General features: G+C 68.3%; 19 protein-coding genes. 16 read left to right on the forward strand and 3 right to left on the reverse strand.

From position 1 onward, the window contains the following. Positions 1–175: 175 nt before the first annotated feature. Complete coding sequence (locus F9K07_RS06695; RefSeq protein ID WP_159590596.1) at positions 176–985, reverse strand: IclR family transcriptional regulator; 810 nt, start codon at positions 983–985, stop codon at positions 176–178. Between the two features lie 89 nt (positions 986–1,074). On the opposite strand from F9K07_RS06695, the gene F9K07_RS06700 reads away from it, so the two are divergent. Beyond that, entirely contained in the window at positions 1,075–1,923 is an 849-nt protein-coding gene (locus F9K07_RS06700; protein ID WP_159590598.1) for a MaoC/PaaZ C-terminal domain-containing protein, read from the forward strand. A 15-nt stretch (positions 1,924–1,938) separates the two neighbouring features. Here F9K07_RS06700 and F9K07_RS06705 read toward each other — a convergent pair whose 3' ends face one another. Both F9K07_RS06705 and F9K07_RS06710 read right to left on the reverse strand, forming a co-directional pair. Then, on the reverse strand, positions 1,939–2,766 hold the full coding sequence (locus F9K07_RS06705; protein ID WP_159590600.1) for an SDR family oxidoreductase: 828 nt from the start codon (positions 2,764–2,766) through the stop codon (positions 1,939–1,941). 9 nt (positions 2,767–2,775) lie between these two features. Continuing rightward, positions 2,776–3,561 carry an enoyl-CoA hydratase/isomerase family protein gene (locus tag F9K07_RS06710; protein ID WP_159590602.1) on the reverse strand — a complete coding sequence of 262 codons (786 nt, stop codon included), beginning with the start codon at positions 3,559–3,561 and terminating at the stop codon, positions 2,776–2,778. 202 nt (positions 3,562–3,763) lie between these two features. Here F9K07_RS06710 and F9K07_RS06715 point away from each other — a divergent pair, with 202 nt between their 5' ends. The 15 genes from F9K07_RS06715 (at position 3,764) to F9K07_RS06785 (ending at position 22,471) form a co-directional block, all read left to right on the forward strand. After that, positions 3,764–4,948 carry an acyl-CoA dehydrogenase family protein gene (locus F9K07_RS06715; protein ID WP_159590604.1) on the forward strand — a complete coding sequence of 395 codons (1,185 nt, stop codon included), beginning with the start codon at positions 3,764–3,766 and terminating at the stop codon, positions 4,946–4,948. 41 nt (positions 4,949–4,989) lie between these two features. After that, the gene (locus F9K07_RS06720; protein WP_159590606.1) at positions 4,990–6,072 is read left to right on the forward strand and encodes an acyl-CoA dehydrogenase family protein; all 1,083 of its coding nucleotides are present in this window, start codon (positions 4,990–4,992) and stop codon (positions 6,070–6,072) included. A gap of 14 nt (positions 6,073–6,086) precedes the next feature. Further along, complete coding sequence (locus tag F9K07_RS06725) at positions 6,087–8,219, forward strand: acetate--CoA ligase family protein (RefSeq protein ID WP_159590608.1); 2,133 nt, start codon at positions 6,087–6,089, stop codon at positions 8,217–8,219. Beyond that, entirely contained in the window at positions 8,216–9,031 is an 816-nt protein-coding gene (locus tag F9K07_RS06730; protein WP_159590610.1) for an enoyl-CoA hydratase-related protein, read from the forward strand. The genes F9K07_RS06725 and F9K07_RS06730 overlap by 4 nt, the downstream gene beginning before the upstream one ends. 12 nt (positions 9,032–9,043) lie before the next feature. Beyond that, positions 9,044–9,817 carry an SDR family NAD(P)-dependent oxidoreductase gene (locus F9K07_RS06735; RefSeq protein WP_159590612.1) on the forward strand — a complete coding sequence of 258 codons (774 nt, stop codon included), beginning with the start codon at positions 9,044–9,046 and terminating at the stop codon, positions 9,815–9,817. A gap of 5 nt (positions 9,818–9,822) precedes the next feature. Further along, positions 9,823–11,967 (forward strand): acetate--CoA ligase family protein, encoded by a 2,145-nt coding sequence (locus F9K07_RS06740; RefSeq protein ID WP_159590614.1) that lies wholly within the window; start codon positions 9,823–9,825, stop codon positions 11,965–11,967. A 1-nt stretch (position 11,968) separates the two neighbouring features. Beyond that, entirely contained in the window at positions 11,969–12,358 is a 390-nt protein-coding gene (locus F9K07_RS06745) for a Zn-ribbon domain-containing OB-fold protein (protein ID WP_159590616.1), read from the forward strand. Then, entirely contained in the window at positions 12,355–13,515 is a 1,161-nt protein-coding gene (locus F9K07_RS06750) for a thiolase (RefSeq protein WP_159590618.1), read from the forward strand. The genes F9K07_RS06745 and F9K07_RS06750 overlap by 4 nt, the downstream gene beginning before the upstream one ends. 168 nt (positions 13,516–13,683) lie before the next feature. After that, the gene (locus F9K07_RS06755) at positions 13,684–14,433 is read left to right on the forward strand and encodes an electron transfer flavoprotein subunit beta/FixA family protein (protein WP_159590620.1); all 750 of its coding nucleotides are present in this window, start codon (positions 13,684–13,686) and stop codon (positions 14,431–14,433) included. 2 nt (positions 14,434–14,435) lie between these two features. Further along, positions 14,436–15,380, forward strand: a complete 945-nt coding sequence (locus F9K07_RS06760; RefSeq protein ID WP_159590622.1) for an electron transfer flavoprotein subunit alpha/FixB family protein — start codon at positions 14,436–14,438, stop codon at positions 15,378–15,380. A 13-nt stretch (positions 15,381–15,393) separates the two neighbouring features. Further along, the gene (locus F9K07_RS06765; protein WP_159590624.1) at positions 15,394–15,579 is read left to right on the forward strand and encodes a hypothetical protein; all 186 of its coding nucleotides are present in this window, start codon (positions 15,394–15,396) and stop codon (positions 15,577–15,579) included. Beyond that, a complete protein-coding gene (locus F9K07_RS06770) occupies positions 15,558–18,281 on the forward strand; it encodes a LuxR C-terminal-related transcriptional regulator (protein ID WP_159590626.1) in 2,724 nt (907 codons plus the stop codon). Before F9K07_RS06765 ends, F9K07_RS06770 begins: the two co-directional genes overlap by 22 nt. Positions 18,282–18,378: 97 nt before the next feature. Beyond that, complete coding sequence (locus F9K07_RS06775) at positions 18,379–19,338, forward strand: Bug family tripartite tricarboxylate transporter substrate binding protein (protein ID WP_159590628.1); 960 nt, start codon at positions 18,379–18,381, stop codon at positions 19,336–19,338. Beyond that, a complete protein-coding gene (locus F9K07_RS06780; RefSeq protein ID WP_159590630.1) occupies positions 19,335–21,029 on the forward strand; it encodes an AMP-binding protein in 1,695 nt (564 codons plus the stop codon). The genes F9K07_RS06775 and F9K07_RS06780 overlap by 4 nt, the downstream gene beginning before the upstream one ends. Beyond that, on the forward strand, positions 21,026–22,471 hold the full coding sequence (locus F9K07_RS06785; RefSeq protein WP_159590632.1) for a 3-oxoacyl-[acyl-carrier-protein] synthase III C-terminal domain-containing protein: 1,446 nt from the start codon (positions 21,026–21,028) through the stop codon (positions 22,469–22,471). The genes F9K07_RS06780 and F9K07_RS06785 overlap by 4 nt, the downstream gene beginning before the upstream one ends. Positions 22,472–22,477 lie beyond the last annotated feature (6 nt).

Genomic DNA, 22,477 nt, shown 5'->3' on the forward strand with positions numbered 1-22,477 from the left:
ACAGAGCACGTGCGCCGGTCTCACTCCAAACCCTCGGCCAGTGGCGAGTGGGCGTGCCCGCAGAGGGACTCTGCGAATTTGCCCCTTCCCCCGCTGGAGAACTGGGATGGGGGCACGCGCGCCGACAGCACCACTTCAAAACGTGTCCCACCCTACCCTCCTAGAGGGAAGGTGCTCAGAGCGCCGGAAAGTGCGCCGACAGCACGTCCCTCATCGTGGCGATGAGCTCCGTGCGCCGCGCTTTCTGCACTTCGCTGATACCGGCCAGGCCCACCACGAGGGCTTGCCCACCATCGGTCACCGGCAGCGGCATCGCCAGCACCGCGCCACCCGGCGTGACCAGGTCGGTGGTGAAGGCATAGCCCGAACGCCGCACATCTTCCAGGGTCGGCAGCAAGGTGTCGGTGGCGACCGGCGCGCCGCGCCCTGCGGCACGCGCCTCCGCGTTGATGCGGTGGCAGATCTTGCGCACCTCGGCATCGGGCAAGGTGCTCAGCAGGGCGTAGCCGGTGCCGGAGGCTGCCAAGGGCCGCAGCGCGCCGCGCGTGACCTGCAGGCGCGCCATGCTGGTGGCCTGCAGCACGTGGATGTACTGCGCCCACACGCCGTTGCGGATCGCGAGCACCACGGCGTCGCCCGTTCTTTGCTGCAGCTCGTCCATGCATTGCAGCGCAACGCCGCCCATGAACAGTGGATGGTTGACCCAGTTGCCCAGCAGCGCGACACGGCAGCTCGGCATGTAGGTGCGCGCCAGCCGATCGAAGTACAGGTAGCCCATGGCCACCAGGCTGCGCAGCAGCGCCGAGGTGCTGGACTGCGGCAGCTTGAGGATCTCGGAGATCTCGACCACGTTTGCGGGGCGCTGGATCTCGTCGAAGTATTCGAGGATCTGCAGCACCCGGCCGGCGGACTTCACGACACCGTCGGGAAGGTCGGGACGCGAGCCCACGATGTGCTTGTTTTCAGGGGCCCATTTTTTTCGCATGGGCCATGTTACTGCCGAACAAAGTGCATGGATGTGATGTTTAAGCAGCGCCTCTTGCCGCCGCTGCAGGCGGTTCCTACCATCGCCGCATGCCCTTGAATGTCTCTGCCATCCACGCCCATCCCTTCGCCGATGTCGAGCAGTCCCTGTCAGACCGGGATTGCATGCTGTTCGCCTTGTCCGTTGGATTGGGACGCGATCCGATGGACGAGAGCGAACTGCCCTACGTGTTCGAAGACGGCTTGAAGTGCTTTCCCACATTGCCCATCGTCATGGGCCATCCGGGTCCGTGGATGGCCCAGCCGGCACTGGGCATCAACCGCCAGATGCTGGTGCACGGCACGCAGCGCCTGGAGTTGCAGGGCACCTTGTCGCCGGGCCGCTCCTACATCGCTTCGAACCGCGTGCTCGAACTGGTGGACAAGGGTGAGGAGAGTGGCGCGATCATCGTGCTGGAGCGCACGCTGAAGGACGCGCAGACCGGGCAAGCGGTGGCGCGCATCGAGTCGGGCACCTTCTGCCGGGCCGACGGTGGTTTCGGTGGCCAGCGCCAGCTCTCGCGCGACTTTCGCGCGGTGCCCGAGCGCGCGCCCGACGCGTTGCAGGACATGCCGACGGAGCACAACCAGGCCTTGTGGTACCGGCTCAACGGGGACCGCAACCCTTTGCACGCCAGCCCTGCTTTCGCGGCCCGGGCCGGCTTTGAACGGCCCATCCTGCACGGCCTGTGCACCTACTCGGTGGCGGCGCATGGCCTGATGAAACTCCATCCGGGGCGGGCGCTGCGCATGCTCGAAACGCGCTTCTCCAAACCCGTCTATCCCGGCGAGACCGTGCGCGTCGAAGCGTGGCACGAGAACGGGGGCACGGCCTTTCGCGCGCGCGTGGTGGAACGCGGCGCGACCGTGCTGGACCGAGGGTTCGCGGAATTCGCTTGAGGTTTCGTTCAGCGCTCAGCGCTTGGGACGCAGCGCGTCCCATTGCGCGGGTGTCCACTGGAACAGGTCGTCCACGCCGTTCGTGCGCAGGCCCTTGCCGCCGTCGAGGGTGATGATCTCGCCGGTCATGAAGGCCGCCATGTCGGACATCAGGTAGGCATAGAGGTTGGCGAGCTCGATGTGTTTGCCAACCCTGCCCAGCGGGATGTCGTCTGCAGGGTTTGTGGCGCGGCCGGTCTGCAGCTTCGCATCGGCACCGGGCGTGGGGAAGTTGCCCGGGGCGATACCCACCGTGCGGATGCCATGGCGGCCCCATTCCACCGCCAGGCTCTTCAGCAACGTAGCCAGGGCGCCTTTGGCCACCGTCAGCGGCACCATGAAGGGCCGACCGTCTTCGAAACCCGATGCCAATGTGTACAGCAACGTGCCCGGTTTGTCGGCCGCGATCCAGCGCCGGCCGGCTTCCAGCGTCACATAGATCGCGCCGTGCAAAGAGGTCTGCAGCACGGCATCCACCGCGCGAGACGACAAGGCTTCGGTGGGTGACAGCAGGGTGCCGGCGGCGTTGTTGACGACCACGTCGGGCACGCCCCCGGCCCACACCGCCTCCACCATGGCGGCGACGGCGGCCGCGTCGCGGATGTCGCAGGGCGCGGTGCGCACGGGTTGGCGTTGCAGCGCGTTCAGTTCATCGGCCGTGCTCCGAAGCACCTCGGCGCGCCGGCCGCACAAGATCACCTCGGCGCCCAGTTCCACCGCTCGGTGTGCAATGGACTTGCCCAGGCCGGTGCCGCCACCGGTGATCAGCACGCGTTTTCCGGCCAGCAGATCGGGTTGGAACATGCAGGTCTCCTAGTGGCCCCGGTAGCTCGGCTTGCGGCGTTCGGCAAAGGCCGCCCGGGCTTCGCCGTAGTCGTGGCTCAGTGCCAGCAAGGGCTGCAGGCGTTGCTCGGCCGCGAAAGCCTCTTCCAGTGTGTTGCAGCCACCGGTGCCGAGCGACTTGATGGCCGAGAAAGCGAGTGGGGCGATGTGGGCCAATCTCCGTGCTTCCGTGGTCGCGGTGGCGAGCAGCGCGGCGCGCGGCGCGACCACATCGACCAACCCCATGGAAAGCGCTTCGGGCGTGTCGACCGCTCGCGCGCTCAGCATCAGGTGCTGCGCGCGCGCGCCACCGATGCGGCGCGGCAAGGTGTAGAGCAGGCCGGCGTCGGGAATGAACCCGACCTTGCCGAAGGCGGCGCAGAACTGCGCGCCTTCGGCGGCCACCACGGCGTCGCAGGCCAGCACCAGCGACAGGCCCGCGCCATAGGCTTTGCCGTCGACGGCCGCCACCACCGGTTTCGGTGAATGGCAGACCAGCCGCACCAGTTCCTGCAAGCGGCCTATCTTCAGGCGGACCGTGCGGGCAACGGCCTGCGCCTCGGGGCGCGGCGCACGGATGTCGCCCCCGCTGCTGAACACGCCGCCGGCGCCGGTGATCACCACGGCTTCGCAGGCGTCGTCCATGAAGCTGGTCTGCAGCGCTTCGATCAACGCATCGCGCATCTCCAGCGACAGCGCGTTGAGTTTCTCGGGTGCGTTCAGCGCCAGCGTGGTGATGTGTTCGTCGGTCGACTTGGTGATCTGAGGTGCGGTCATGTTAGGTGGAGCTCCTGCTCGCTCAAAACCCGGTTCAATGGGTGATTCATTGTGGCAGTGACCATGGCGCGAACCCCAGGCGCGGCACCAATCAGCACATATGTATTGAATAGCCGATGGCCGCGCGCGGAGCGCCTTGGGCCGCTTTCCCGGTGCTGTAATCGCCCCCGTGCCCACACAGTCCGGGCCACGAGGTCTTCGCATGAATTTGAATTTCAGTCCTGAGCACCAGGCCTTTCGCGCCGAGGTGCGGGACTTCCTGAACACACAGCTTCCGCTGGACATCCGCGAGCGCACCTTGCGCGGGGAGAAGCTGTCCAAGGACGATCACATCCGCTGGCAACGTGTGCTGGCCGCCCGAGGCTGGCTGGCGCATGGCTGGAGCAAGGCGTATGGCGGTACCGGCTGGGGGCCGATCGAACGCTTCATCTGGGATGAAGAGGTGCATCTGGCCGGCGCGCCCCGGCGCAACATACCCGCCATCGACCTGCTGGGCCCGCTGATCATCGAATACGGAACGGAAGAACAGAAGCAACGTTTCCTGCCACCCATCCTCGCGAGTGAGCACTGGTGGTGCCAGGGCTTCTCGGAGCCGCAAGCCGGCAGCGACCTGGCGGCGTTGAAGATGCGCGCGGTGCGCGAGGGCGATCACTACTGGGTCAACGGCACCAAGCTGTGGACCAGCTACGCGCAGGAGTCGAACTGGATCTTCTGCTTGGTGCGCACCTCGCAGGAAGAGAAGAAGCAGGCCGGCATTTCGTACCTGCTCATACCGATGGACCAGCCCGGTGTGACGGTGTCGCCCATCATCACGGTGGGCGGCGTGCACGCGGTCAACCAGGTGACGATCGAGAACGTGCGCGTGCCGCTGGAGAACCGCCTCGGTCCGGAGGGCGCGGCCTGGTCGATGACGCAGTTCCTGCTGTCGCACGAGCGCATCGTCGGCGCCGGCATCGGCGCCTCCACCCGCTATATCGAAGAGGCGCGTGCCTTCGGCCGGCGTACCCGCAGAAACGGTGTTCTCTTGAGCGAACAGCCGCGCTTTCGCGAACGCCTGGCTTCCCTGGAAGCGGAGTTGATGGCACTCAAGTACACCGCCTACCGCGTGCTCGCCGACGAGGTGGCCGGCAAGGCGGAGGCCGCCGTGGTGTCGGTGGTCAAGCTGCGCGGCGGCCAACTGCAGCAGGCCATCACCGAGCTGATGATGGAAGAGGGCGGCCAGCTCTCGTGGCCCGACGTGCTCACGCTGCCCGAAGGCGATCCGGTGGTGCCGCCCGAGGACGCGTACCACGCGCAGCAGGCGTTCGACCGCCGCAAGCTCACCATCTACGGCGGCAGCGCCGAGATCCAGAGAAACATCATCGCCAAGCGCATCCTGCGCGTCTGAGGTTCGACACCGTGGATTTCTCCTATTCCTCCGATCAACAGATGCTGCGCGATTCCGCGCACCGCTATCTGCTGGAACAGTACAGCTACATCCAGCGCGAGAAGATCTTGCGCGCCGGTGGCTACAGCCCCGAGGTGTGGCAGGCCTTCGCCCATTTCGGCTGGCTCGGCGCGGCCTTGCCCGAAGAAGCGGGCGGCTATGGTGGCGGCCCTGAAGAGGCCGCGATCCTGGCCGAGGCGGTGGGGCGGCATCTGGTGCTGGAGCCGTATATCTGGACCGTGGTGGTGGGCGGCGCGCTGCTGCTGGGCAGCGCCAGCGCCGCGCACCGCGACGCCTTGTTGCCCGCCATGGTCGAAGGGCGCCTGCACCTGGCACTGGCCGCGCTGGAGGACGACGTGGGGCAAGGCTTCGCATACGTCGACACCGAGGCCCGGCGCGTGGAGGGCGGCTGGACGCTGCACGGCCGAAAGCCGGTGGTGCCCAATGGCGGCATCGCCGACCTGTTCTTCGTCAGCGCGCGCACTCCCGACGGTGTCGAGCTGTTCCTGGTGCCGCGCACTGCGCCTGGCCTGCGGGTACGCACCTACCGCAGCAACGACGGGCAGACCGCGGCCGAGCTGGTGCTGGAGGGCGTGCGACTGTCCGACGGCGACCGCGTGCAGGACGCCAGCGGCGCGCTGGCCTTGCTGGCGCTCGCGGCCGACCACGGCGCGGCCGCGGTGTGTGCGGAAGTGGTCGGCTCCTGCGCGTGGCTGGTGGAGACCACCTGCGAATACCTCAAGACGCGCGAACAGTATGGCGCGCCGCTGGCCAAGTTCCAGGTGCTGCAGCACAAGCTGGCCGACATGGTCGTGGCGGTCGAGCTGGCCCGTTCCATGGCGCATGTGGCCGCTGCCGCCCTGGGCAAGCCGGCGAACGAGCGCATGCGCGAGGTGTCCGCCGCGCGCCTGCAGGCCATCCGCTGCGCGCGCCTGGTGGGCCGCGATGCCGTGCAGATGCATGGCGGCATGGGCATGAGCCAGGAGCTGGACGTGAGTGCGCATTTCCTGCGCCTCACCATGTCCACGCTGCAGTTCGGCGATGAGGCCTTTCATCTGGAGCGCATGGCGCGCCTGTCTGCTTGATCACTCCCATGGATATGAGAACCCCTGAACCCTCCACGCGCCTGGATGCGCTGTTCGCGCCGCGCTCGATCGCCGTTGTCGGCGCCTCCAACGACTGGCGCCGTTTCGGCGGCCGGGTGCTGCACTACCTGCGGCGCGCCGAATTCTCCGGCGAGATCTATCCCATCAACCCGGGGCGCGACGAAGTGCAGGGCTTGAAGGCCTATGCCGACGTGAAGGCCGTGGGCCGCCCGTTCGATTGCGCGGTGCTGGCCGTCACGGCCGAGGACACGGTGCAGACCATCCGCGACTGTGCCGAGGCCGGGGTGCGGTCGGCCATCGTCTACGGCGCCGGCTTTGCCGAGGTGGGTGCCGAAGGGTTGCGGCGCCAGGAAGAGGTGGTGTCGATCGCGCGCGCGCACGGCATGCGGATTCTCGGACCCAACTGCATGGGGCTGGTGAACGCGCGCGCGGGCGTGTACGCCACCTTTGCCTCGGCGTTCGAAGAGCGCTTTCCCGCGCCGGGGCGCATCGGCATTGCGACGCAGAGCGGGGGTTATGGCGGTTACCTGCTGCAGCACACCGCCATGCGCCAACTGGGGCTGTCCCACTTCGTGGCGACCGGCAACGAAGCCGACGTGGACGTGGGCGAGGCCATGGCCTGGATGGTGCAGCAGGACGAGGTCGAAATCGTCCTGGCCTATCTGGAAGGCGTTCGCCACGCGGACAACCTGCTGCACGCGCTCGACCTCGCGCGCCAGGCGAAGAAGCCGGTGGTGATGATGAAGGTGGGTCGCACACCCGAAGGCCGCGTGGCCGCCGCCTCGCACACCGCCTCGCTCACGGGTGAAGACGCGGTCTACGACGCGATCTTCCGCGAATACGGCGTGCACCGCGCGCGCACCACCGAGGAACTGCTGGACGTGGCCTACGCCTTGAACGCGGGAAAGCGCCCGCTGGGGCCACGCACCGCGGTCATCAGCATCTCGGGTGGCGTGGGCGTGCAGATGGCCGACTTCCTGTCGGACGCCCAGTTGGAACTGGGCCAGGTGCCCGAAGCCACGCAACAGCAACTGCGCGAGATCGTGCCGTACTGCTCGCCCACCAACCCGATCGACATGACGGGCCTGGTGACCGCCAACCACGGCATGCTGGGCCGCAGCCTCGAGCGCGTGCTGGAGAGCGATGCGTTCGACGCCATCATCCTGTTCCTGGGCATCGTGGGCATGGCGCCGAGCATGGCGGGCCCGATCTGCCAGGCCTTGAGCGAGGTGTCGGCCAAGCACCCGGAGCGCCTGCTGATGGTCTCGGTCACCACGCCGCCCGAGCTGCACGAGGTCTATGCGCAGGCGGGCTTCCTGGTGTACGAGGACCCGTCGCGTGCGGTGAACGCGCTGGCCGCGCTGCACCGCTTCGAACAGTTCTTCCGCCAGCCCGCCGCTCGCGCCGAGGCCGCACCGGACTTCGCGCGCGACCTCGTGCCCAGGGACGCCACGTCCTTCAACGAGGTGCAATCGAAACGCATCCTGGCCGCCTGCGGCATCCGCTCGCCCCGCGAGTCCCTGGTGCGCACACCCGAAGAAGCGGCAGAGGCGGCGCAAGGCATCGGCTTTCCGGTGGCGGTCAAGGTGGTCTCGGCCGACATTCCCCACAAGACGGAAGTCGGTGGCGTGGCGCTCGGGCTGGGCGACGCGGCGGCCGTGCAGGCCGCCGTGGCGCGCATGGCCCGCGATATTCCCAAAGCCTTGCCCGAGGCGCACATCGAGGGCTTCCTCGTGTCCGAGATGGTGGTCGGTGGCACCGAGTGCATCCTCGGTGTGCGCAACGACCCGGCCTTCGGCCCCATGGTGACGTTTGGCCTGGGCGGCGTGCTGGTCGAGCTGCTGCGCGACGTGGTCACGCGGCCCGCGCCGGTGAGCCCCGCGCAGGCGCTGGCGATGATGCGCGAGCTGCGCACCTGGCCGGTGCTGGCGGGCTGGCGCGGCGCAGTGCCCGGCGATACCGAGGCCATGGCCCAGGCCATTGCATCGCTGTCGCAACTGGCGATGGCGCAGCGCGATCGCATCGCGGAGATCGAAGTCAATCCCGTGGTGGTGTGCGCCCAGGGCAAGGGCGTGGTCGCACTCGACGCGGTCATCCAGCCGATGCGAAAGGAGGCGCAGCGATGAACGCGCACACCGAGGAAGACCCCGTGTTGCTGTGGGAGCGCGAGGGACCGATCGTGGTGCTCACGCTCAACCGCCCCAAGACCCGCAACATGATCAGCGGCGAGTTGACGGATGCGCTGGTGCAGGCCTGCGGCCGCATCGCGGCGGACGTCTCCATCAAGTGCGCGATTCTCACAGCGGCCGGGCACGTATTCTGCGCGGGCGGCAACCTCAAGGCCATGCACGCCCGCGAACACCACTTTGCCGGCAGCCCGGCGGAGAACCGCGTGTATTACGACAGTGGCGTGCAGCGGCTGGCGCGTGCCTTCAGTGCACTGGACGTACCGGTGGTGGCGGCTGTCAATGGCGCGGCGGTGGGCGCGGGCCTGGACCTGGTGCTGCTGTGCGATGTGCGCATTGCCGTGGACACCACCGTGTTTGCCGAGAGCTTCATCCGCCTGGGCCTGGTGTCCGCCGCCGGTGGCAGCTGGCTGCTGCAACGCCACGTGGGGCCGGCCGCAGCGGCCGAGCTCACGCTCACGGGCGACGATTTCGATGCCCGGCGCGCGCTGCAACTGGGCGTGGTGTCGCAGGTGGTGTCCGTCGAGCAGCTGCTGCCACGCGCCCGCGAGATCGCGCAGCGCATCGCACGCCACCCGGCGCACGCCATCCGCCTGAACAAGCGCTTGCTGCGCGAGTCCCAGACGCAGTCGCTCGAAGGCACGCTGACCCTGGCCGCGAGCATGCAAGGCCTGGCGCAGCACACCGCCGACCACCGCGAGGCCGTGGCCGCCGCGCTGGAGCAGCGCGCACCGAACTACGTCGACAAGTAAGAAGGAAACACCATGATCAATCTGATGGACATGACCGGCCGCAACGTGATGGTCACGGGCGCGGCCCAGGGCATCGGCCTGGAGGCCGCGCGCCTGCTGCACCAGCTGGGCGCGCGCCTCACGCTGGTCGACGCCAACGAAGGCAAGCTGCGCGAAGCGGTGGACGGGCTGGAAAAGGACCGCGTGCTCGCCCTGGGCGGCAGCGTGACGGACCGCGACTTCCTGGGCCGCGTGGTCGACCAGGCGGCGCAGCGCTTTGGTGGCATCCACGGCTTGGTTAACAACGCCGGCATCACGCGCACCGCCATGATCGACAACATGACGGTCGAGCAGTGGCAGCAGGTGATCGACGTCAACCTGACCGGCGTCTTCAATTGCCTGCAGATCGCGGGCACGGAGATGAAGAAGCGCGCCGAGGCCGGCGAGCGCGATCCGGGCGTGATCGTCAACGTCTCGTCCGACGCAGGCCGCAAAGGCACCATCGGGCAGATCAACTACGGCGCGGCCAAGTCGGGCGTGCTGGGTCTGACCATGAGCGCGGCGCGCGAATGGGGTCGCTGGGGCATTCGCGTGAACAGCGTGGCCTACGGCGTGGTGGCCACGGAGATGACCGAGGTGGTGCGCAGCGACAAGTTCAAGGACCGCTACCTGGCGAACATTCCGCTCGCCCGCTTCCTCGACCCCGACGAGGCCGTGAAATCCATCGCCTTCCTGGTCTCCTCGGCCAGCAGCTTCATCACGGGGCAGCACCTGTCGGTCAACGGCGGCTCCCACATCACCGCCTGATCGCCATGCCATTGAATCCCAAGCTGCTCGCACCGGGCAGCATCGCCGTCGTCGGCGCATCCGAAGCCCTGGGCAAGACGGGCGGCAAGATTCTTCATTGCGCGAAGTCGGCCGGTTTCGCGGGGCCGATCTACCCCGTGAACCCCGGTGGTCACGCATCCCTGCAAGGGCTCAAGGCCTATGCCACGCTGGACGATCTGCCCGAGGTGCCCGATCTCTTGCTGATCAGCATTCCCGGTGCAGGCGTGCCGGCGTTGATCGAAGATGCCGCCCGCCGTGGGTGCGCGGGCGCGGTGGTGTTTTCGTCGGACGTGGTGCCCGCCGACATGGCGCGCGCGGTGGACGTGGCGCGCCGCGCGGGCATGAGCGTGCTCGGACCCAACACCGAAGGCCTCTACGTGCCGCAGGCCGGCCTGGCCGCGACCTTTGCCCACGTGGTGGAGGAATGCATTGCCCACCCACCTCCGGCGTTTCCTTCGCGCCGCCGGGTGGCGGTGGTGTCGCAAAGCGGGGGCATCGGCTTTGCGTTGTTTGGCCGTGCCCTGGCCGCGCACCTGGATCTGCGCAGCGTGGTCACCACCGGCAACGAGGCCGATCTGGAGGTGCTGGACTTCGTCGAGCGCCTGGTCGAGCAGGGCGACGCGGGCGTGATCCTGCTGTTCATCGAAGGCCTGAAGGACGCGCGGCGGTTTGCCACAGTGGCCCAGCGCGCGGCCGAGCGGCAGGTGCCCATCGTGGTGATGAAGGTGGGACGCTCCGAAGCCGGCCAGCGCGCGGCGATCTCGCACACCGCGCACCTCGCGGGGGCGGACACGGCTTACGACGCGGCCTTCGAGCGGCACGGCGTGCTCCGCGTCTTCGACGTGGAAGAAATGCTGGCGGCCGCTGCGGCCCTGTCGCTCATGCCCTTCATGACCGGCCACCGCGTGGCGGTGGTGACCACCTCGGGCGGCGCGGGCGGATGGGCGGCCGACCTGTTGTCCGCACAGGGCCTGGAAATTCCGGCCCTGTCGGCTGGGTTGCAGCAGGCCCTGATGGTCCACTTGCCCGCGTATGCGTCGGCGGGCAACCCGGTGGACACCACCGTGGCCGCCACCGAACAGAAAGGCCGCGCGATGTTGGCCGTGATCGAGGCGCTCGCCACCTCGGGCGAGGTCGACGCCGTGCTGCTCAACATGGGCCTGTCGGCCCAGGGCCGCATCGACGGCATGGCGCCCGCCATGCAGCCCTTGCTGGCGCGCTGTGGCGTGCCGGTGCTGTTCCACTCGCACATCACGCCGTCGGCCCAGAACCTGCAGGCGCTGGCGGCCATTGGCGCGCATGGCTTTCCGTCGTTCCGTGCCTGCGCCAGTGGCCTGGATGCCCTGCGCCGCTATGGCCGGTTCCAGCAGCAGCGGGCCACGGCGCAGCCCGGCACCCTGTGCCCCCCACCAGGGCGCTCGCCTTTGCTGGAGCCCGGCGCCTTGGCCGACGGCGTGCTGGGTGAAGCGCAGACCCGCGAACTGGTGTCGCACTACCGCATCCCCATGCCGCCGAGCGCGCTGGTGCAGGACGCGAAAGCCGCGATGGCCGCGGCGCAAGGTATGGGGTTTCCAGTGGTGCTCAAGATCCAGTCGCCCGACATCGCCCACAAGACCGAGGCCGGTGGCGTCGAACTGCACGTGGGCGAAGACACGCTGCACGCGGCCTATGAGCGCCTCATGCGCAACGTGCGCCAGCACGCGCCGCACGCGCGGCTGGAGGGCGTGCAAGTGCAGAAGATGATGCCGCCCGGCCACGAGATGGTGGTGGGCGTGGTGAACGACGCCGACTTCGGCCCGCTGGTCATGCTGGGCTTTGGCGGCATCTACGTCGAGGTGTTGAAGGACGTGGTGTTCGCGCCGCCGCCCATTGCCCATGCCGGTGCGCTGCGCATGGTGGACCGGCTCAAGGCCTCGGCCATTCTGAAAGGCGCGCGCGGCCGCCCGCCGGCCGATCTGGACGCGCTGGCCGGGTTCATCGTCGCCGTCTCGCAACTCGCGGCCGATGCCGACGGCGTGATCGACCAGATCGACTTCAACCCGGTACTCGTGTACCCGAAAGGCCAGGGCGTGGTGGCGGTGGACGCGCTCGTCGCCACCCGACCGAATGCTCTGCAGGAGACGCATTGACATGACACAGAACAACCCAGGCATCGGCATCGACGCCGAGTTCCAGCGGCATCTCGACGAGGGCAGCTTCAAGATCCAGCGCGCGCGGCAGAGCGGGCGCGCCTTCTACTACCCGCGCGTGGCCGAGCCCGGCACCGGCGCCACGGACCTGGAATGGTTCGAACCCAGCGGCCGTGGCGTGGTGTACGCGACCACGGTGGTGCGCGTGAAGCCGCCCGGCGAACCCTACAACGTGGCCCTGGTCGACCTGGAGGAAGGCCCGCGGGTGACGAGCAAGGTGGTGGGCATCGCGCCCGATGCGGTGCGCATCGGCATGCGTGTGCAAGCCCGCATCGATGCGGTGGAGGGGAAGGCCTTGTTGGTGTTCGTGCCGGAGGACGCAGCGACATGAGTGACATGAAATTTCCCCGAGGCAAAACCGCCGTGGTCGGCGCCGCCACCTTCGGCATGGGGGCCGCGCCCGGCTACGAGGCGATCGACCTGGCCGTGCACGCCAGCCTGAAGGCACTGGCCCAGGCGGGCCTGCAGCCTTCCGACGTCGACGGCCTGTTCACCACCTTGCCGCAGGACCCGTTCTCCTCGCTCACCATCGCGGAGTACCTCGGCATCCACCCCAGCGTCACCGACAACAGCCGCACCGGCGGCTCCTCGTTCCAGATCCAGGCCATGTGGGCCGCGTTGGCGCTCGATGCCGGCCTGTGCAACGTGGCCCTGATCACCTACGGCAGCAACCAGCGCTCGGCCGCGGGCGGGCTGGTGGCCAGCGGTGGCACGCCCATCGTCTACGAACACCGCTACAAACCCATGAACCCGCCGTCGTCCTATGCGATGGCGGCTGCGCGCCACATGCACGAATACGGCACCACCCGTGAGCAACTCGCGCACGTGGCCGTGGCCGCGCGCCAGTGGGCCCAACGCAACCCGGACGCGTTCATGCGCGATCCGCTGAGCATCGACGACGTGTTGAACGCGCGCATGGTGTCCGACCCCTTGACCGTGCGCGACTGCTGCCTCGTCACCGACGGCGCTGCCGCGGTGGTGATGGTGCGCGCCGACCGCGCCCGGGACTTGGCCGGCAAGCCCGCGTACCTGCTCGGCTCCGCCTCGGCCACTTCGCACCGCTCCATCGGCAACATGGGCGACCTCACCGTGACCGCCGCGCTCGAGAGCGGCGCGCGCGCCTACGCGCAAGCCGGCGTGAAGGCCAGCGACATCGACGTGGCCTTGCTCTACGACGCCTTCACCATCAACACCATCCTGTTCCTGGAAGACCTGGGTTTCTGTGCCAAGGGCGAGGGCGGAGCCTTCGTGGACAAGGGCGGTATCGCGCCCGGTGGGCGGCTCGCGGTCAACACCAATGGCGGCGGCCTCTCGTGCGTGCACCCCGGCATGTACGGCCTGTTCACCATGGTCGAGGCCGTGGAGCAGGTGCGTGGCACGGCGGGCGAGCGTCAGGTGCCGGGCGCGAAGCTCGCCATAGCGCATGGCAACGGCGGTGTGTTGTCCAGCCAGGCCACGGCAATCTTCGGATCGGAGGAGACGTTGTGAATGCGCTGAAGAACCCGCATGCGTGTGACGCCTGAGCTTCGCGATCACGAAGGCAAGGTCTGGCGCGGCGATGGAAGGCGATAAGAAAACGGGATGCCGCTTCGCTCAATCGGTATTGGACGCACCCGCAGCGCGTCGATACGCTGATGCTCTTTTTTGGAGGGGCAGATGAAAGTGTTGGTGGCCGTGAAGCGCGTGGTGGACTACAACGTCAAGGTGCGCGTGAAGAGCGACGGCAGCGGTGTGGACATCGCCAACGTCAAGATGAGCATGAACCCGTTCGACGAGATCGCGGTCGAAGAGGCCGTGCGCTTGAAGGAGAAGGGCGTGGTGACCGAGGTGATCGCGGTCTCCTGCGGCGTGGCGCAATGCCAGGAAACGCTGCGCACGGCCATGGCGATTGGCGCGGACCGCGCGATCCTGGTGGAGACCACCGAAGAACTGCAACCGCTGGCCGTGGCCAAGCTCCTGAAGGCCTTGGTCGACAAGGAACAACCGCAACTCATCATCCTGGGCAAGCAAGCCATTGATGACGACTGCAACCAGACGGGCCAGATGCTGGCCGCGCTGGCCGGTCTGCCGCAAGCCACGTTTGCGTCCAAGGTCGAAGTGGCCGACGGCAAGGCCAACGTGACGCGCGAAGTCGACGGCGGGCTGGAGACGCTGGCGATCACGCTGCCGGCGGTCATCACCACCGACCTGCGCCTGAACGAGCCACGTTACGTGACGCTGCCCAACATCATGAAGGCGAAGAAGAAGCAGCTGGACATTGTGAAACCCGAAGACCTGGGCGTGGACGTGAAGCCGCGCATCAAGACCTTGAAGGTGAGCGAGCCGCCCAAGCGCGGCGCGGGCATCAAGGTGGCCGATGTGGCCACCCTGGTCGAGAAACTCAAAAACGAAGCGAAGGTGATCTGATCATGACGGTCCTTGTCATTGCCGAACACGACAACGCGTCCCTCAAGGGAGCGACCCTCAACACGGTAAAGGCCGCCGCCGAGATCAGCATGTTCCTGGATGGTCAGGTGCATGTGCTGGTCGCGGGTCACCAGGCCAAGGCGGCGGCCGATGCGGCGGCGCAGATCGCTGGCGTTGCGAAGGTGATCCATGCCGACACACCGGGTCTTGAACACGGCCTGGCCGAGAACGTGGCTGCGCAGGTACTGGCCCTGGCTGGCAACTACAGCCATATCCTCTTCCCCGCCACCGCCGGTGGCAAGAACGTAGCCCCGCGCGTGGCCGCTGCGCTGGACGTGGGGCAGGTCAGTGACATCACCAAGGTGATCAGCACCGACACCTTCGAGCGCCCGATCTACGCGGGCAACGCCATCGCCACTGTGCAGGCCACCGACGCCAAGCACGTGATCACCGTGCGCACGACCGGCTTCGACCCGGCCGCAGCCAGCGGTGGCAGCGCCGCGGTGGAAACCGCCACGGCCGCACTGGCGGATGGAAAAAGCGAATTCAAGGGCAGCGAGATCGCGAAGAACGACCGCCCGGAACTGACCGCCGCGAAGATCATCGTCTCCGGTGGCCGTGCGCTGGGCAGCAGCGAGAAGTTCAACGAGGTGATGACGCCGCTGGCCGACAAGCTCGGTGCGGCCATCGGTGCCAGCCGCGCGGCGGTGGACGCGGGCTATGCGCCCAACGACTTGCAAGTGGGCCAGACCGGCAAGATCGTGGCACCCCAGCTCTACATCGCCGCCGGCATCTCCGGTGCCATCCAGCATCTGGCGGGCATGAAGGACAGTAAGGTGATCGTGGCGATCAACAAGGACCCGGAAGCACCGATCTTCTCGGTGGCCGACTACGGCCTCGAAGCCGATCTGTTCGGAGCCGTGCCCGAGCTCGTGGGCACGTTGTAACGGGAGAGGGCGCATGGCACTGCTTCGCCAATGTCTGCTGGAACTGCGCGCCAAGCGCGCCGACGACCGGCGCGTGGTCATGCCGCTCGATGAGCCGCGCGCCGCACCGGCGAATCAACCCCGGTGGGACCTCGCAACGCCCCCTCCGCTGCCGAGAGCGAAGGCCGGCCGGATGCCATGGCCAGTTCTGTCCGGTTGACCCGACCGCTGGGCACGCGCCGCTTGATGGCGCGCGAGCAGCTCATGGAGCGGCTCATGGCGGCTCGGCACCAGCGCTGCGTGGTCGTGTTGGGGCAGGCCGGTTGCGGCAAGACGAGCACCCTGCTGGCCTGGCGCCAGGCGTTGCTGAGAGCCGATGTCGACGTGGCCTGGTTGTCGCTCGCGCCCGAACACGATCCCTTGCCCGGTTTCCTGCGCGATCTGCTGGCCAGCTTGGCCCAGGTCGATCCGGCGATGGTGCGCGAGGCCACCTTGTTGACCGAAGGCGCACAAGCCGATGCGGAGATTGAGAACGGCATCATTGCGCTGGTCCGGGGCATCGCAGCGCGCCCACGCGAACTGGTGCTAATGCTCGACGACCTGCAACACCTGCGCGATCCCCGCATCTTCCGCGTTGTTCAATGGTTGCTGGACGACGCGCCCCCGCATTTCCACCTGGCCCTGAGCTCGCGCAGCGCCCTGCCGCTGTCGTTCGAGCGCATGCGTTCGCGCCAACGGGTGACCGAACTGGACATGCGCGACCTGCGTTTCAGCGCGCAGGAAACGGAGCGCTACCTTCGCCAGCAGCTCGGCAACATCGATGCGGACGATGCGCGGGCCTTGCACGAACTCACCGACGGATGGGTCGCGGGCCTGCAACTCTTCGCGCTCGACCTGCGGGCCCAGGCCCCCGGTGGGGCGGGCCGCTATGCGCCGGTGCGCGTGCGCGACGCGCAGGCATTCGCCAGCTACTTCGAGCGCGAGGTGCTCGTGCGCCTGGCACCCGCGGAGCTGGAGATGCTGACCCGGGCCTCGATCTGCGCCCGGTTCAGCGTGTCCCTGTGCGCCGCGCTGTTGGACGATGCGCCGTCGCTGCCGCGCGTGCGCGCCAGTCTGGAGCGGCTAGAGGCCGAGAACTTCTTCATCGGCCAGATCGGCAGCGGCGAGCGCGAACCCTGGTACCGGCTGCACCCCTTGCTGCGCGAAGCCTTGCTGGCGCGCGTGCAGGCCTGGCCCATCGAGGAGCAACGCGCGCTGCACGCCGCTGCCTGCCGCTGGTTCGGCGCGCGTGGCGATGTGGAGGGCTCGGTGCTCCACGCCGTGCGCGCGGGCGACATGGCGCAGGCGATTGCGCTGGTGGCGGCCAGCGCCCACGACCTCCTGTCCAGTGGCGAGCTGCTGCAGCTGGCGCAACTCCTGCGCCACGTGCCGGCCGAAGCGATCGTTCAACATTTCGACCTGCACCTGGCCCAGGCCTATCTGGGCATGTATGCCCGCGACTTCGAGGCCTGCGAGGCCAGCCTGCGGCAGATGGAGGCGCGTATCGACTGCCTCGACGCGCGACAGCGCTACGACCTGCTGCTGTTGCGCTGCGCGCTGGCGGTGCAGCAGGATCGGATCGACACCGTGCTGCGGCACCGCGAGGCCCTGCGAGGCATTCCGCCGGACGCGACGGACCTGGCCTGGACCAGCCGTGCCAATCTGCTGGCCCGTACCTACGTCCACGAAGGCGCGCATGAGGCAGCGCGGGAGGTGCTTGCCGGCGCGCAGCACCGCAGCGGCGCCCAGCTCAGTGGCCTGGTGGGGCGTTGCATGCTCGCGGTGAGCCTGGGGCGCCAGGGCCGGTTCAGCGAAGCCGAGCAACTTGCGCGCGAGGTGCTGCGCAGCGCCGAGCAACGAGGGGCTGCCTTCGGCGGCGTGGCCTGCATGGCCACCGCCGTGTTGGCCGATGTGCTCTACGAGATCGGGGAGGTGGAAGCGGCGCAGGCGATGCTGGAGCCGCGCATGGCCGCCATCGAGCGGCTCGCGTTGCCCGGTTTCGTTCTGCACGCGCTGTCCACGCTGTCGCACTGCCACAGGCTGGCCGGCCGCGAGGACGACGCGTTGGCGGCGATCGAGCGGCTCGAAGCCTACGCGCAGCGTTTCGGCTTCGACCGCGTGCTTGCGCAGGCGCTGGGCCTGCGGTTGCGCCACCTGCTGTTGCGCAGCCAGATGGACGAAGCGCTCACCATTCTGCGGCGCTTGGAAGGACTGGCAAAGTCCCACAGCGGCGACCGATCGGCCGCGCGGCAGATCAAGGACGGACTCCAGCGGGCATGCACGGAGATGGCGCTGGATGGTCGCGACCACGCGGCGGCGGTTCTGCTGCTGGAAGCACGCGCCGCGTCGGGCCGTGAACCTGCGGGGCGGGCGTTCGCCGCCTTGCAGTGCCAATGGGCCTTGGCCTGCTTCGAAATGGGCAAGCTGGAGGCCGCGCGCGCGCACCTGCTCGAAGGTGTGCGCATCGGTCATGCCTTTGGCCTGGTGCGCACGGTGCTGGACGTATCACCCGCGATGGCGCAGCTGTTGCGCCGCCTGCTGCCGCGCGAGGATCTGGAGCCGTTGTTGGCTTTTCATGTCGACCGCCTGCTCGCGACGGCCGATCGCAGCTCCGCACGCCCAGGTGCGGGGGCCGCTGCGGTGGCTGTTCCACGTGCGCCGCTGGCGTCGTTGGCGTCGCTCAGCGAGCGGGAATACGAGGTGCTGTCGCTGCTGGCGCAGGCTATGCCCAACAAGAAGATCGCGCGCGTGCTCGACGTATCGCTCGACACGGTCAAGTTCCACCTGAAGAACATCTACACCAAGCTCGGCGTAAGCGCGCGCGACGAGGCCGTGGCGCGCCTGCGCGAGGCCGAAACCCGGGCGCCTACTCCACAAGGGTAGTGCCACCGTGCAGGCCTCTGGCGATCATGCGTGCGTCTCGGGTCGGCAAGCTTGCCCGCCCGCAGGCGAGGCACACCACACAGACACGGAGACACAGATGAATCGCATTGCAAAAGTGGGTATCGCGCTGCTGCTGGGCGCAGCAGCAGGTTGGGCGTCGGCATTTCCCGACAAACCGGTGCGCATCGTGCTGCCCTACCCGGCGGGCGGGCCCACCGACGCGGTCGCGCGCAGCGTGGCCGAGAAGCTCAGCGCCACGTGGGGGCAGCCGGTCATTGTCGAGAACCGCCCGGGCGCCAGTGGTGCGATCGGTACCGAGATGGTGGTCAAGACCCCGGCGGACGGCTACACCTTGCTGCTGCATTCGCCCATCATGCTGTCCACCGAGATGACGCGCCCGACAGTGCGCTACCGCACGCTGAAAGACTTCAAGCCGGTCTCGCTCCTTTTCTCGACGGCGGTGTTCCTCATGGCCAGCAACCAGAACACGCAGGGTGACCTGAAGCCGGTGTTGGCTTCTTCGGCCGCGCGCGCGGGCGAACTGAACTACGGCACACACGGCCTGGGCACGACTGGCCACTACATGGGCCGTCGCCTGGAACGCACGGCAGGCGTCGAGATGACGCACGTGCCCTTCACCGGCGACGCGACCATCCTGACCGCGCTGCTTGGGGGCCACATCAAGCTCGGTATTTTGAGCGGCACCGGCGCACGCAAGGCGTTGGAGTCCGGCAAGGTACGCGGCCTGGCCGTGGCCAGTCCGGAGCGCTCGCCGCTGATGCCCGAGATCCCGACGTTCAAGGAGCAAGGCTTCGCCGGCTTCGACCGCGAAAGCTGGGGCATGCTGCTGGCGCCGGCGGGCACGCCCGATGCCATCGTCAACCAGATTGCCCGCGAGGTCGACCGCATCGTCAAGCAGCCCGAGGTGGTGCAGCAGTTCCTCGGCTTCGGCTTGAGCGCCAAAGGTGGCACGGCAGCGGACGCGTTGAATGTCGTGCAGGGCGACTACGCCTACTGGAGCCGCCTCATCGAGGAGTTCGGGGTTCTCGGGCAATGACGCTCGCCCGGCACCACAAGCATTGGCCACCCGGCGTGCCCCACTCGCTGGCGGCGCCGAACGGCACACTCTTCGACCGCCTGGAGGCGGCCGCTCGGCGGACGCCGGAGAAGACGGCGATCGATTACTACGGTGGTGCCACCAGCTTTCGCGAGTTCCACCGCGCGGTGCTCAACCTCGCGGGCTACCTGCAGCAACACCTGGGCGTGGCGCGCGGCGATCGGGTGATGCTGCTGATGCAGAACTGCCCGCAGTTCGTCATCGGTTTCCACGCCATCCAGCGCTGCGATGCGGTGGTGGTGTCGCTCAGCCCGATGAGCACGTCCGACGAGGTCTGGCATTTTGCCGAAGACGCCGGTGCGCGCGTGATCATCACCACGCAGGAACTGCAGCCGCGCGCCGAGGCGGCGATGGCGCAGGGCCTCATCACCGGCTGCATCGTCGGGGCCTGTGCCGACATGGCGGGCAGCGCCGACGCGCCCGACTTCGTGCGCGAACCGCGCCGGCCCCATGACCGCGCCTTGCGCCCCGAGGTGCACGATTTCGCCGGTGCGCTGGCCGCGGGCATCGAGCCGCGCCCCATGGAGAACCAGGGCGGCGACCTGGCCGTGATCGCCTACACCTCGGGCACCACCGGCCAGCCCAAGGGCGCCATGCTGCTGCACCGCGCCTTCTGTCTCATGGTGGCGCAGCGCTCCCTGTGGTTTGCCGGCTCGGCGGACTGCAGCGACCTGATCGTGCTGCCCATGAACCACGTGGCCGGCATGTGCGCGATGAACCAGGCGGTCTGCGAAGGCCGCACCACCGTGCTGCTGGCGCGCTGGGACGCGGCGGCCATTCCCGCGCTGATCGAGAAACACCGCATCGACCGCTGGGCGGCGGTGACGCCGATGCTGGTGGAGCTGATGGGCCGGCCCGAGTTCGAGCGGCACGACATCTCGTCGCTCAAGCGCCTGTACGGTGGCGCGATCGCGATGCCGGCGGCCGTGGCGCGTGAGGTGGAGCGGCGTTTTGGCGTGCCCTTCATCGAGTGCTACGGCATGACCGAGACCTGCGGCAGCTCGCACATGAATCCGCCGCAGGCGCCGCGCCTGCAGTGTGGCGGCATACCGCAGATCAACGTCGACGCGCGGATCATCGACCCCTCCACGGGCGCCGAGCTCGGGCCCGACGAGCCGGGCGAGATCGTCATGCACTGCGCAGCGCAGTTCGAGGGCTACTGGAACAAGCCGGAGGCCACGCGCGAGGCCTTCATCGAGATCGAGGGCAAGCGTTTCGTGCGCAGCGGCGACATCGGCCATGTCGACGAAGACGGCTACTTCTACATCACCGACCGCTTGAAGCGAATGATCAACGCTTCGGGCTTCAAGGTCTGGCCGGCCGAGGTGGAGCTGTGCCTGGCGGGCCACCCTGCGGTGCAGGAGTCCTGCGTTTTCGGCGTGCCGGACGCGCAGCGCGGCGAGACGGTCAAGGCCCTGGTGGTGCTCAAACCGGCGGTGTCGGACAGCACGGCGCCGCAGGCCCTGATCGAATTCCTGCGCGGCCACCTCGCGGCCTACAAAGTGCCGCGCAGCGTGGATTTCGTGGACGGCTTGCCCAAGACCGCGGCCGGCAAGGTGCGCTGGCGCGAGCTGCAGGAGCAGCACGCCCGTGCCGCCGACTTTTCGACAACCCTTTTGAAAACCCCATGACCTACGGAATCACCGGCTATGGCGCTTACGTGCCACGCCTTCGGATGCAGCGCGCCGCGATTGCCGCGGCCCACCGCTGGATGTCGCCCGGCCTGGCCGCCGGCGCGAAGGGCCAGCGCGCCTTTTGCAGCTGGGACGAAGACAGCATCACCATGGCGGTGGAGGCGGCCCGCCCGGTGCTGAACGCACCGGCGCGCGCCGCATTCCAGTCGCTGACGGTCGCGACCACGCGACCCGCTTTTGCGGACTTGCAGGGCGCGAGCATCGTGGCCGGCGCGCTTGCGATGCCGGCGGCGGTGCGCACGGCCGACCTGGGCCAGTCGCCCCGCGCGGGCGTGAGCGCTCTGCTGGCGCAATGGCGCCTGGCGGATGGGCCGGCGCTCGTCATTGCCAGCGACCATCCCAGCGCCAAACCCGCGAGTGCGCAGGAACTGGGCTACGGCGCAGGTGCCGCCGTGTTCGCGCTCGGCAGCGAAGGCGTGATCGCCGAGCTGATTGGCGCGCACAGCAGCTGGAACCTGTTCGTCGACCACTTCCGCTCGAACGGTTCAAAGCACGACTACCACTGGGAAGAGCGCTGGGTGCGCGACGAGGGCTACGCCAAGATCGTGCCCGAAGCAGTGGCCGCCGCACTGGCTTCGGCCGGTGTCGACGCGGCACAGGTGAAGCATTTCATCTTCGCGTCACCACTCAAGGGCAGCGGCGCCATGGTCACCAAACGCTGCGGCATCGCGGCCGAGGCGTTCGACACGACGCTGGACGAACAATGCGGCTATGCCGGCGCGGCGCACGCCTGCCTCATGCTGGCCGACGCGCTCGAACGTGGCCAGCCCGGCGAAGTGATCGTGCTGGTGGGCTTCGGCCAGGGTTGCGACGTGCTGGTGCTGCGCGCCACCGAGGCCATTGCCGCCTACCGGCCGCGCGGCGGCGTGCGCGCGGCCTTGGCCGACGCGCAGGTACACGGCGACTACCTGCGCATGCTGTCCTACGACAAGGGCATCGAACTGGAATGGGGCATGCGCTCGGAGAAGCCGGTGAAGACCGCGCTCAGCGAGCAGTACCGCTCCTCGGACCAGCTCGGCGCGATGGTGGGCTGCCGGTGCAAGCGCTGCGGCACGGTGCAGTTTCCGCGCCTGGCCTATTGCGTGGGCGAGGGCTGCGGCGCGCCGTCCACGAACAGCGAGCCCGTGCCCTTGAGCGATGTGCCGGCCCAGTTGCTGACCTGCACCGCCGACTGGTTGTCCTACCACCCCGCACCGCCCCTGCACGTGGGTTTCGTGCAGTTCGAGAACGGCGCGCGGGTGCTGATGGAGATCGTTGACGTGGGCGCGACCGCGCTCGACGTGGGCACGCCGCTGCGCATGACCTACCGCGTCAAGGACGTGGACACCGCGCGCGGCTTCGCGCGCTATTTCTGGAAAGCCACGCCCCTGGCGGCGTGAGGAGCA

The organism is Hydrogenophaga sp. BPS33, assembly GCF_009859475.1.
Lineage (GTDB): Bacteria > Pseudomonadota > Gammaproteobacteria > Burkholderiales > Burkholderiaceae_C > Hydrogenophaga.

Bases quoted from the DNA above. Each gene is read 5' to 3' on its own strand.
- F9K07_RS06695 (WP_159590596.1), bottom strand. From the start codon at position 985: ATGCGAAAAAAATGGGCCCCTGAAAACAAGCACATCGTGGGCTCGCGT.
- F9K07_RS06780 (WP_159590630.1), top strand. From the start codon at position 19,335: ATGACGCTCGCCCGGCACCACAAGCATTGGCCACCCGGCGTGCCCCAC.
- F9K07_RS06720 (WP_159590606.1), top strand. From the start codon at position 4,990: ATGCTGCGCGATTCCGCGCACCGCTATCTGCTGGAACAGTACAGCTAC.
- F9K07_RS06750 (WP_159590618.1), top strand. From the start codon at position 12,355: ATGAGTGACATGAAATTTCCCCGAGGCAAAACCGCCGTGGTCGGCGCC.
- F9K07_RS06705 (WP_159590600.1), bottom strand. From the start codon at position 2,766: ATGTTCCAACCCGATCTGCTGGCCGGAAAACGCGTGCTGATCACCGGT.
- F9K07_RS06740 (WP_159590614.1), top strand. From the start codon at position 9,823: ATGCCATTGAATCCCAAGCTGCTCGCACCGGGCAGCATCGCCGTCGTC.
- F9K07_RS06710 (WP_159590602.1), bottom strand. From the start codon at position 3,561: ATGACCGCACCTCAGATCACCAAGTCGACCGACGAACACATCACCACG.
- F9K07_RS06785 (WP_159590632.1), top strand. From the start codon at position 21,026: ATGACCTACGGAATCACCGGCTATGGCGCTTACGTGCCACGCCTTCGG.
- F9K07_RS06745 (WP_159590616.1), top strand. From the start codon at position 11,969: ATGACACAGAACAACCCAGGCATCGGCATCGACGCCGAGTTCCAGCGG.
- F9K07_RS06700 (WP_159590598.1), top strand. From the start codon at position 1,075: ATGCCCTTGAATGTCTCTGCCATCCACGCCCATCCCTTCGCCGATGTC.
- F9K07_RS06715 (WP_159590604.1), top strand. From the start codon at position 3,764: ATGAATTTGAATTTCAGTCCTGAGCACCAGGCCTTTCGCGCCGAGGTG.
- F9K07_RS06725 (WP_159590608.1), top strand. From the start codon at position 6,087: ATGAGAACCCCTGAACCCTCCACGCGCCTGGATGCGCTGTTCGCGCCG.
- F9K07_RS06730 (WP_159590610.1), top strand. From the start codon at position 8,216: ATGAACGCGCACACCGAGGAAGACCCCGTGTTGCTGTGGGAGCGCGAG.
- F9K07_RS06735 (WP_159590612.1), top strand. From the start codon at position 9,044: ATGATCAATCTGATGGACATGACCGGCCGCAACGTGATGGTCACGGGC.
- F9K07_RS06760 (WP_159590622.1), top strand. From the start codon at position 14,436: ATGACGGTCCTTGTCATTGCCGAACACGACAACGCGTCCCTCAAGGGA.
- F9K07_RS06770 (WP_159590626.1), top strand. From the start codon at position 15,558: ATGGCCAGTTCTGTCCGGTTGACCCGACCGCTGGGCACGCGCCGCTTG.
- F9K07_RS06765 (WP_159590624.1), top strand. From the start codon at position 15,394: ATGGCACTGCTTCGCCAATGTCTGCTGGAACTGCGCGCCAAGCGCGCC.
- F9K07_RS06755 (WP_159590620.1), top strand. From the start codon at position 13,684: ATGAAAGTGTTGGTGGCCGTGAAGCGCGTGGTGGACTACAACGTCAAG.
- F9K07_RS06775 (WP_159590628.1), top strand. From the start codon at position 18,379: ATGAATCGCATTGCAAAAGTGGGTATCGCGCTGCTGCTGGGCGCAGCA.